The sequence below is a fragment of the Caballeronia sordidicola genome, assembly GCF_001544455.2.
Classification (GTDB): domain Bacteria; phylum Pseudomonadota; class Gammaproteobacteria; order Burkholderiales; family Burkholderiaceae; genus Caballeronia; species Caballeronia sordidicola.
Map to the genome: position 1 here is coordinate 89,485 of NZ_FCOC02000022.1, position 8,787 is coordinate 98,271.

An 8,787-nucleotide genomic window follows, 5' to 3' on the forward strand; every position below is an offset into this window, starting at 1 on the left:
AAAGCCGCCCGGAAGTTCGAAGACCATGACACGACCACAAGACATTCTCCGCCCCGACGTCCTTGCCATGACGTGCTATCCCGTGCCGGATTCCACCGGTCTGGTGAAGCTCGACGCAATGGAAAATCCGTACAGGCTGCCGGCGCCGCTCGCGGCTGAACTCGGCAACCGGCTCGCCGATGTCGCATTGAATCGCTATCCGGAGCCGCGTCCGGCGGCGTTGATCGAAAAGATCAAGCGCGTGATGCAGGTTCCCGCTGCGTGCGAAGTGCTGCTCGGCAACGGTTCGGACGAACTCATCAGCATGATGTCGACGGCGTGCGCGAAGCCGGGCGCCAAGGTCATCGCGCCGGTTCCCGGCTTTGTGATGTACGCGATCTCGGCGAAATTCGCGGGGCTGGAATTCGTTGGCGTGCCGCTGAACGCCGATTTCACCCTCGACGCAGACACGCTGATCGCCGCCATCGAAATGCACGATCCGGCGCTGGTGTATCTCGCGTATCCGAACAATCCCACGGGCACGCTCTACGACAGCGCCGACATGGAACGCGTGATCGCGGCGGCGTCGAAAAGCCTGGTCGTAATCGATGAAGCCTATCAGCCATTCGCGCAGCAAAGCTGGCTGCCGCGGGCCTCCGATTTCGACAACGTGGTGGTCATGCGCACGATGTCGAAACTCGGCCTTGCCGGAATCCGCCTGGGTTATCTCGCGGGAAAGGCGTCGTGGATCACGGAATTCGACAAGGTGCGCCCGCCCTACAACGTCAACGTGCTGACGCAGGCTACGGCGGATTTCATGCTCGATCACCTCGACGTGCTGGATGCCCAGGCTGCCGAACTTCGCGCCGAACGCACACGTCTGGAACAGGCCGTCGCGGCGCTTCCCGGCGCGACCGTTTATCCCAGCGCCGGCAACTTTCTGCTGGTTCGTGTTCCAGATGCAGCAACCGTCTTCGAAACCCTGCTGACATCGCGGGTTTTGATCAAAAACGTGAGTAAAATGCATCCGTTACTGGCAAATTGCGTGCGTTTGACGGTTGGATCGGCAGATGAGAATGCGCAAATGATCGCCGCTCTGAAACTCGCGCTGCACTGAAATAATTCTCTTAAAAGTTTCGAAGGAAATACCATGCGCATTGCGGAAGTCGTTCGCAACACCAGCGAAACGCAGATCCGTGTGAAGCTCGACTTGGATGGCACCGGCCGCCAAACGCTCGCCACCGGCGTGCCGTTTCTCGACCACATGCTTGACCAGATCGCGCGTCACGGCTTGATCGACCTCGACGTCGAAGCGCATGGCGACCTTCATATCGACGACCATCACACGGTCGAAGACACGGGCATCACGTTGGGCCAGGCGGTGGCGAAGGCCATTGGCGACCGCAAGGGCATCCGCCGATACGGCCATTCGTACGTGCCGCTCGACGAAGCGTTGTCGCGCGTGGTCATCGACTTTTCGGGCCGTCCGGGCCTGGAATTCCACGTGCCGTTCACGCGTGCGCGCATTGGTACGTTCGACGTCGATCTCACCATCGAATTTTTTCGCGGCTTCGTGAATCACGCGGGCGTGACGCTTCACATCGATAATTTGCGCGGCATCAATGCGCATCATCAGGTGGAAACCGTGTTCAAGGCGTTCGGGCGTGCGCTGCGCATGGCCGTGGAACTGGACGAACGCGCGGCGGGACAGATTCCATCGACCAAGGGCAGTCTATAAAGCCGGATAAACGCCACGGCTCGCTTCCGCGGAAGCCCGGCGGCCCTCGATGAACCTACTCAAATCGTTTATATCGCTGCTCGCGCTGATCAATCCGGTCGGCGCGATTCCGTTTTTTCTGAGCCTGACGACCGAAATGTCGCGTTCGGAAAAAGCGGGCACGATCCGGGTCGCGTCCATTTCGGTGTTTTGCGTGATCGCCGTGACGGCGTTGCTCGGCCAGCAGATTATTGCGTTCTTCGGCATTTCGGTCGGTTCGCTTGAAGTGGGCGGCGGAATCATCATGTTGCTGATGGCCATCAACATGCTGAACGCGCAGACGGGCAACGCGCGCTCGACGCCGGAAGAACGGCACGAAGCGGAGATCAAGAACAGCATTGCGGTCGTGCCGCTCGCCATTCCGCTTTTGACCGGACCGGGTTCCATCAGTACGGTAATCATCTATTCTGCAAGCGTGGCGCACTGGTACGACCGCATTGGTCTCGTCATGATCGGCGGCGTGCTGGCCGTGCTGTGTTATGGCGCGATGAGCCTGGCCGAACCCATCGCCACCTGGGTTGGCCGTACGGGTATCAATATTGGTACGCGGCTGATGGGGTTGATGTTGTCGGCACTGGCGGTTGAATTTATCGTCAATGGATTGAAGGCGTTGATTCCCTCCCTGAAATAGCGTTGTTTTAATGACTTCGATGAAAACTTCGATAGCAATCGTGGACTACGGCATGGGCAACCTGCGCTCCGTGTATCAGGCGCTGCGGCACGCCGCGCCGGAAGCGGACGTGGCGATCGTCGAGCAGCCCGAAGCCATTCGCGCCGCTGACCGGATCGTATTGCCGGGGCAGGGCGCAATGCGCGACTGCATGGCGCATTTCAGCGCATCGGGCCTGCAGGACGCCGTAATGGAAGCCGCGCGCAACAAGCCCATGCTGGGCGTGTGCGTGGGCGAGCAGATGCTGTTCGACTGGAGCGAGGAAGGCGGCGCGGGCGGCACGAATGGTCTTGGCCTCGTGCCGGGCAAAGTCGTGCGGTTCGCCCTCGAAGGGAAGTTGCAGGACGACGGTTCGCGTTTCAAAGTACCGCAAATGGGCTGGAACCGCGTGCGCCAGACGCAGCCGCATCCGATCTGGGAAGGCGTGCCCGACGAATCGTTCTTCTATTTCGTGCACAGTTATTACGGTGTCCCGGACAATCCGGCGCACACATCGGGCGAAACCCTGTACGGCGCGCCGTTCACATCGGCGATTGCTCGCGATAATCTGTTCGCTACGCAATTCCATCCGGAGAAGAGCGCCGACGCCGGTTTGCGGCTGTATCGGAACTTCGTTCACTGGAATCCGTGAGCGTGTTTTTTGACGTTTTGCCTTATGCCGTTTGCAGCCGTGGCGCTCGCATTACTTGTACTACACTAGCGAAACGATAAGCGAAAAGAGGCGCTTGGCGCCGCTCGCAATCGTTCGATCAACCCTTTCCTTTAACGCTATTTCTTATGTTGCTCATTCCGGCCATCGATCTAAAAGACGGTCAGTGCGTACGCCTCAAACAAGGCGATATGGACCAGGCGACCATTTTTTCCGAAGATCCGGCGGCAATGGCCCGGCTCTGGCTCGAGCGGGGCGCGCGGCGGCTGCATCTCGTCGACCTGAACGGCGCATTTGCCGGCAAACCAAAAAACGAGGACGCCATCCGGGCGATCATCAAGGAAGTCGGCAGCGACATTCCGGTGCAGCTTGGCGGCGGTATCCGCGATCTGAATACCATCGAGCGCTATCTGGACGACGGTCTGGAGTACGTGATCATTGGCACGGCGGCGGTGAAAAATCCGGGCTTTCTCCAGGATGCGTGCACCGCTTTTGCGGGTCATATCATCGTGGGACTGGACGCCAAGGACGGCAAGGTGGCAACGGACGGCTGGAGCAAGCTGACCGGCCATGAAGTCATCGACCTTGGGCGCAAGTTCGAAGACTACGGCTGCGAATCGATTATCTACACGGACATTGGCCGCGACGGCATGTTGCAGGGCATCAACATTGAAGCAACGGTACGCCTCGCGCAAGCCGTCAAGATTCCTGTGATTGCGAGCGGCGGGTTGTCAAACATTGCTGACATCGACTCCCTGTGCGAAGTCGAAGACGAAGGCATTGAGGGCGTGATTTGTGGGCGCGCGATTTATTCCGGCGATCTGGATTTTGCCGCTGCACAAGCCCGTGCCGACAAGCTGCGGGAAGCGGACGACGCTTGAAATAGCGTGCCTAACGGCGCTGGTTCAGGGTTTCCGTATATCTTGGGCGGCCGCTGAATGCGCAATTGCGCCGACACAGCATCTTTCTCTCGCTGGCGGTTTCTCGTTTGAAGCCGCTGCGCTTTCGTCATTTACCCGCAGCAAAACGGCATTCGCAAGACTATGGCTCTCGCTAAACGCATCATCCCTTGTCTCGACGTCACTGCCGGCCGCGTGGTCAAGGGCGTCAATTTCCTCGAATTGCGCGACGCGGGCGACCCCGTTGAAATCGCCCGCCGATACGACGATCAAGGCGCCGACGAACTCACATTCCTTGACATCACCGCGACCTCCGATCAGCGCGACCTGATCCTGCCGATCATCGAACAGGTGGCGTCGCAGGTCTTTATTCCGCTGACCGTGGGCGGTGGCGTGCGTGCGGTGGAAGATGTCCGGCGCTTGCTGAACGCGGGCGCCGACAAGATCAGCATGAACTCGTCGGCGGTATCGAACCCGCAACTCGTGCGCGACGCGTCGGACAAACACGGGTCGCAATGCATTGTGGTCGCCATCGATGCAAAACGCGTCAGCGCCGACAGCGAGACGCCTCGGTGGGAAGTGTTCACGCACGGCGGCCGCAAGAATACCGGGCTCGACGTCATTGAATGGGCGCGCAAGATGGCCGAACTCGGCGCGGGAGAAATCCTGCTGACCAGCATGGATCGGGACGGGACCAAGAGCGGGTTCGATCTTGCGCTGACACGCGCGGTATCGGACGCGATTTCGATTCCTGTCATTGCTTCGGGCGGCGTAGGGTCGCTTGCACACCTCGCCGACGGCATCACACAAGGTCATGCGGATGCGGTGCTTGCCGCCAGCATCTTCCACTATGGCGAACACACGGTTGGCGAAGCAAAACGCTTCATGGCGGACCAGGGTATATCGGTGAGGATTTAAGCGGTGACTGTACAAACTGAAGCGGCGGGCTGGCTGGACAAGGTCAAGTGGGACGACAACGGCCTTGTGCCGGTAATCGCGCAGGAATCTGCCACCGGCGACGTGCTGATGTTCGCGTGGATGAACCGCGAAGCGTTGGCGAAGACCATCGAATTGAAACGCGCTGTGTACTACTCACGCTCACGCAAGCGCCTCTGGTTCAAGGGCGAAGAGTCGGGACACGTCCAGCACGTGCACGAAGTCCGGCTCGATTGCGACGAAGACGTCGTCTTGCTGAAGGTCGAGCAAGTGTCGGGCATTGCCTGCCATACCGGCCGTCACTCGTGCTTTTTCCAGAAATTCGAGGGATCGGTGGAAACGGGCGATTGGGTCGCCGTAGAACCCGTCCTGATGGACCCCGAACATATCTACAAGTAATGACCGAGCCTACGATTTCCACGCAAGACACGCTGCTGCGCCTCGCGGCAATTATCGACAGCCGCAAGGGCGGGGACCCGGAACAATCCTATGTTTCCCGACTCTTTCATAAAGGTGACGACGCCGTTCTGAAAAAAATCGGCGAAGAAGCCACCGAAGTCGTGTTGGCCGCCAAGGATGCGCGCCACGGTGGCGCGCCCAAGGCGCTTGTCGGCGAAGTGGCCGACTTGTGGTTCCATTGTCTTGTGATGCTGTCTCATTTCGATCTCGGTCCGGCGGAAGTCATCGCGGAACTCGAACGGCGCGAAGGTACGTCGGGGATCGAAGAGAAAGCGTTGCGCAAGTCCCGCGATCGCGAGCAGGACGAAAACGGCCGCTGAAAGCGGGCGCCGCTTTGCATCGACGGGCATCAGGAGGATGAAATGAATCAGCCGTACGAACCTTACCCACCGCCCGTCTACGAGAACCCGGCCGATTCCGAGCGGCTGCGCAGCCTGCGCACGTTGACGCACGTGCTGTACGCGCTCTACGCGGCCTATTGGCTGACGGGCGGATTGACGGTGCTGATCGCGATCATCATCAATTATCTGAAACGTGACGACGTCGCCGGCACGCCGTACGAGGCGCATTTCCAATGGCAGATCCGTACTTTTTGGTGGGCGCTGCTCGGCCATGTGATTGGCGTTGCGCTGATCTGGGTGCTGATAGGGTTTCCTATCCTGGCCGTGGTCGGAATCTGGACGTTATATCGGGTTATAAAAGGCTGGCTGTTTTTGTACGAAAACAAGTCATTGCAACCACGCGCCTGGGTCTGAAACCCAACCCTCAACGCGCATCGATAACCGGGATCACCCGCAAAACACATGAGCCAAGAGAACTGTATTTTCTGCAAGATCGCTGCGGGAGAAATTCCGAGCAAGAAAGTCCACGAAGACGATGAATTCGTTGCTTTTCACGATATCAATCCGGCTGCTCCCGTTCATGTGCTCGTGATTCCGCGTACACATATTGAGACGCTCTCGAGTTGTACCGAAGCCGACGCGCCGCTGCTTGGTAGAATGCTGAGCCTGACGGCGCGGCTCGCCAAGGAATTGGGCGTTGCATACACCGGTGGCGATACGGGATTCCGCACGGTCATCAATACGGGGCCGGGCGGCGGGCAAGAGGTTTATCACATTCATGCCCATATCCTCGCCGGGGAACGGCCATGGCGCAGGATGGGTTAGCTTGGCGGCGTGGAAATGGACCACTTTCGGGCAATAAAGCGCCGATTGCGATGTAATGAAATCGAAAGCGTCTTTTCATCGCAATATTGCGCGCGCAAAATGTCGGTTTAATCAGCGGAGCGTCAGCGCTCCGGCTCGGACCGCAGGGTCCACATTCTTCGCCGCGGGCACATGCGGCGAGGTCAAGGAGAGTTTTCAGTCATGGGTTCGTTAAGCATTTGGCATTGGTTGATCGTGTTGTTGATCGTCGCACTGGTTTTCGGCACCAAGAAGCTGCGTAATATTGGCGGCGATCTGGGCGGCGCGGTGAAGGGTTTCAAGGAAGGCATGAAGGAAGGCGAAACGCCGGCCGAACAACGCGAACTGCCGCGCAACGGCGCGGTCGACGTGGAAGCGAAGGACAAGACGCGTTCGAGCGACTACCGGTAAGCGAGCGGGTCCGGTAGGCGTAGCGCCGGCCATATTCATTCGTCACCTTCAGGATCTTCGATTCCATGCTTGACCTCGGTCTGACCAAAATGGCGCTGATCGGCGTCGTCGCGCTTGTGGTGCTCGGGCCGGAACGCTTGCCCGGCGTGGCACGGACGGCCGGCGCACTGTTCGGGCGCGCGCAGCGGTATATCAACGACGTCAAGGCCGAAGTCTCGCGTGAGATGGAACTCGACGAATTGAAGAAGATGCGCACGGAGTTCGAGACGGCGGCATCGAACGTCGAGAACACCATTCACGACAATTTGCGCCAGCACGAAGCCGAACTCAACGATGCCTGGAAGCGCGGCACGTCGGTGTCCGACAGCGTCGCGGGCGGCGGCGACCCGAACCTGACGCATGTTTCCGGCGATACCTGGCGCTCTTCCTCGGACAGCAGTGCCTCGTCAGGCAAACGCAAGAACTGGCGCGTCAAGCAGAGTGCCATTCCGAACTGGTATAAGCGTACGTCGGTGCGCAAGACGCGCGTCCAGTCAGGCGCGGCGCGCGTGGCGCGGCACACGCCCGAAACGCTGCGCCGTCCGACGCGGTTTTTCTGACGATGTTGCCGCTTCCAAATCGCGAACACCAATTTCCCTTCCATCGATGAATCCCAGCAGAGGGCCGGCGTGAGCGACCCGCAACAGATTAAAGACGAGCCTGTCGAAGAGACGTTTATCTCGCACCTGGTCGAACTGCGTGACCGCATCATCCGCGCAGGCGCTTCGGTCATTGTCGTGTTTATCGGGCTGGTTTATTGGGCGCCCGACATTTTCAGGCTGCTTGCCCGGCCGCTCATGCAGAACTTGCCGAAGGACGGCAAGATGATCGTCACGGACGTCACCGGCTCTTTCTTCGTGCCGATGAAAGTGACCATGATGGTCGCGCTCGTGATCGCGCTGCCCATTGTGCTGTATCAGATCTGGGCGTTCATTGCGCCCGGGCTTTATCAGCACGAGAAGAAGCTGGTCGTGCCGCTGGTCGGCAGCAGCTACTTCCTGTTCTTGTGCGGTATGGCGTTCGCGTATTTCGTCGTATTCCCGACCATTTTTCGCGTGATGGCGCATTACAACGCGCCGCTCGGCGCGGAAATGACGACGGATATCGATAATTACCTGAGCTTCGTGCTCACCATGTTTCTTGCATTCGGCGTGACCTTCGAGGTGCCGATCATCGTGGTGATCCTGGCGCGCATGGGGTTCGTGACGATTGCGAAGCTCAAGCAGATCCGGCCGTATGTGATTGTCGGCGCGTTTGTGATTTCGGCTGTCGTAACGCCGCCAGATGTGTTTTCGCAGTTGATTCTGGCCGTGCCGCTGATCATTCTTTACGAGGTCGGGATCATCGCGGCGCGCATTATAGTGGGCAAGGACAAGATCAAAGTGCAGGAAGCGGAAGCGACCGAAGACGCGAAAAGGGATGTGGAGTAAGACTTTCGCTGCCCGGTATTGCCCGCAAAAAGGCCGTTCCAACTTACGTTGGAACGGCCTTTTTATTGAAAAAGCTGACGCCTATTCGTCGCCCTGATCCCCACCCTGGTCGCCGCCTTCGTCATCAGGTGATTGCGGCGACTTCGGCTGCATTGGCCGCTTGCCAATCACTACGTTCACGTCCAGTTCTTTGCTTTTTCGCATCAAGTGAACCTTCACCGATGTCCCCGGCTTGATCTGCGCGACCACATTCAGCAAACGCGTGGTGTCCGTAATGGCGTCGTCGTTGATGTTCATCAGGATGTCGCCAGGCTTGATGCCGGCTTTATCGGCGGGGCCGCCTTGCAGCACGCC

14 protein-coding genes are annotated in these 8,787 nt (G+C 59.0%); 13 read left to right on the forward strand and 1 reads right to left on the reverse strand.

Annotated elements, in window-relative coordinates:
• Nucleotides 1-25: 25 nt before the first annotated feature.
• From hisC to tatC, 13 genes are all read left to right on the forward strand, one after another.
• Nucleotides 26-1,096, forward strand: coding sequence for a histidinol-phosphate transaminase (gene hisC, locus AWB64_RS25695; protein WP_060858235.1), 1,071 nt, complete (start codon nucleotides 26-28; stop codon nucleotides 1,094-1,096).
• Nucleotides 1,097-1,129: 33 nt separating this feature from the next.
• On the forward strand, nucleotides 1,130-1,717 hold the full coding sequence (gene hisB / locus AWB64_RS25700; protein ID WP_060858236.1) for an imidazoleglycerol-phosphate dehydratase HisB: 588 nt from the start codon (nucleotides 1,130-1,132) through the stop codon (nucleotides 1,715-1,717).
• Between the two features lie 49 nt (nucleotides 1,718-1,766).
• Nucleotides 1,767-2,387, forward strand: a complete 621-nt coding sequence (locus tag AWB64_RS25705) for a MarC family protein (RefSeq protein WP_060858237.1) — start codon at nucleotides 1,767-1,769, stop codon at nucleotides 2,385-2,387.
• 19 nt (nucleotides 2,388-2,406) lie between these two features.
• Nucleotides 2,407-3,057 carry an imidazole glycerol phosphate synthase subunit HisH gene (gene hisH, locus AWB64_RS25710; protein WP_060858250.1) on the forward strand — a complete coding sequence of 217 codons (651 nt, stop codon included), beginning with the start codon at nucleotides 2,407-2,409 and terminating at the stop codon, nucleotides 3,055-3,057.
• Nucleotides 3,058-3,203: 146 nt separating this feature from the next.
• Nucleotides 3,204-3,956 (forward strand): 1-(5-phosphoribosyl)-5-[(5-phosphoribosylamino)methylideneamino]imidazole-4-carboxamide isomerase, encoded by a 753-nt coding sequence (gene hisA / locus AWB64_RS25715; protein WP_060858238.1) that lies wholly within the window; start codon nucleotides 3,204-3,206, stop codon nucleotides 3,954-3,956.
• A 162-nt stretch (nucleotides 3,957-4,118) separates the two neighbouring features.
• Nucleotides 4,119-4,892 (forward strand): imidazole glycerol phosphate synthase subunit HisF, encoded by a 774-nt coding sequence (gene hisF / locus AWB64_RS25720; RefSeq protein WP_060858239.1) that lies wholly within the window; start codon nucleotides 4,119-4,121, stop codon nucleotides 4,890-4,892.
• A gap of 3 nt (nucleotides 4,893-4,895) precedes the next feature.
• Nucleotides 4,896-5,309: a phosphoribosyl-AMP cyclohydrolase gene (hisI, locus tag AWB64_RS25725; protein WP_060858240.1), complete on the forward strand. Its 414-nt coding sequence runs from the start codon at nucleotides 4,896-4,898 to the stop codon at nucleotides 5,307-5,309.
• Nucleotides 5,309-5,689 (forward strand): phosphoribosyl-ATP diphosphatase, encoded by a 381-nt coding sequence (locus AWB64_RS25730; RefSeq protein WP_060858241.1) that lies wholly within the window; start codon nucleotides 5,309-5,311, stop codon nucleotides 5,687-5,689. Before hisI ends, AWB64_RS25730 begins: the two co-directional genes overlap by 1 nt.
• A 42-nt stretch (nucleotides 5,690-5,731) precedes the next feature.
• On the forward strand, nucleotides 5,732-6,124 hold the full coding sequence (locus AWB64_RS25735; RefSeq protein WP_060858242.1) for a DUF4870 family protein: 393 nt from the start codon (nucleotides 5,732-5,734) through the stop codon (nucleotides 6,122-6,124).
• A 48-nt stretch (nucleotides 6,125-6,172) separates the two neighbouring features.
• The gene (locus AWB64_RS25740) at nucleotides 6,173-6,535 is read left to right on the forward strand and encodes a histidine triad nucleotide-binding protein (protein ID WP_060858243.1); all 363 of its coding nucleotides are present in this window, start codon (nucleotides 6,173-6,175) and stop codon (nucleotides 6,533-6,535) included.
• A 201-nt stretch (nucleotides 6,536-6,736) separates the two neighbouring features.
• Nucleotides 6,737-6,964, forward strand: coding sequence for a Sec-independent protein translocase subunit TatA (tatA, locus tag AWB64_RS25745; protein WP_056355605.1), 228 nt, complete (start codon nucleotides 6,737-6,739; stop codon nucleotides 6,962-6,964).
• Between the two features lie 65 nt (nucleotides 6,965-7,029).
• Nucleotides 7,030-7,563, forward strand: coding sequence for a Sec-independent protein translocase protein TatB (gene tatB, locus AWB64_RS25750; RefSeq protein ID WP_060858244.1), 534 nt, complete (start codon nucleotides 7,030-7,032; stop codon nucleotides 7,561-7,563).
• 69 nt (nucleotides 7,564-7,632) lie between these two features.
• Complete coding sequence (gene tatC / locus AWB64_RS25755; RefSeq protein WP_060858245.1) at nucleotides 7,633-8,433, forward strand: twin-arginine translocase subunit TatC; 801 nt, start codon at nucleotides 7,633-7,635, stop codon at nucleotides 8,431-8,433.
• A gap of 81 nt (nucleotides 8,434-8,514) precedes the next feature.
• Here the strand turns inward: tatC and AWB64_RS25760 are convergent.
• Nucleotides 8,515-8,787 (reverse strand): PDZ domain-containing protein (locus AWB64_RS25760; protein ID WP_157766700.1); only part of this gene is annotated, 273 nt, incomplete at its 5' end.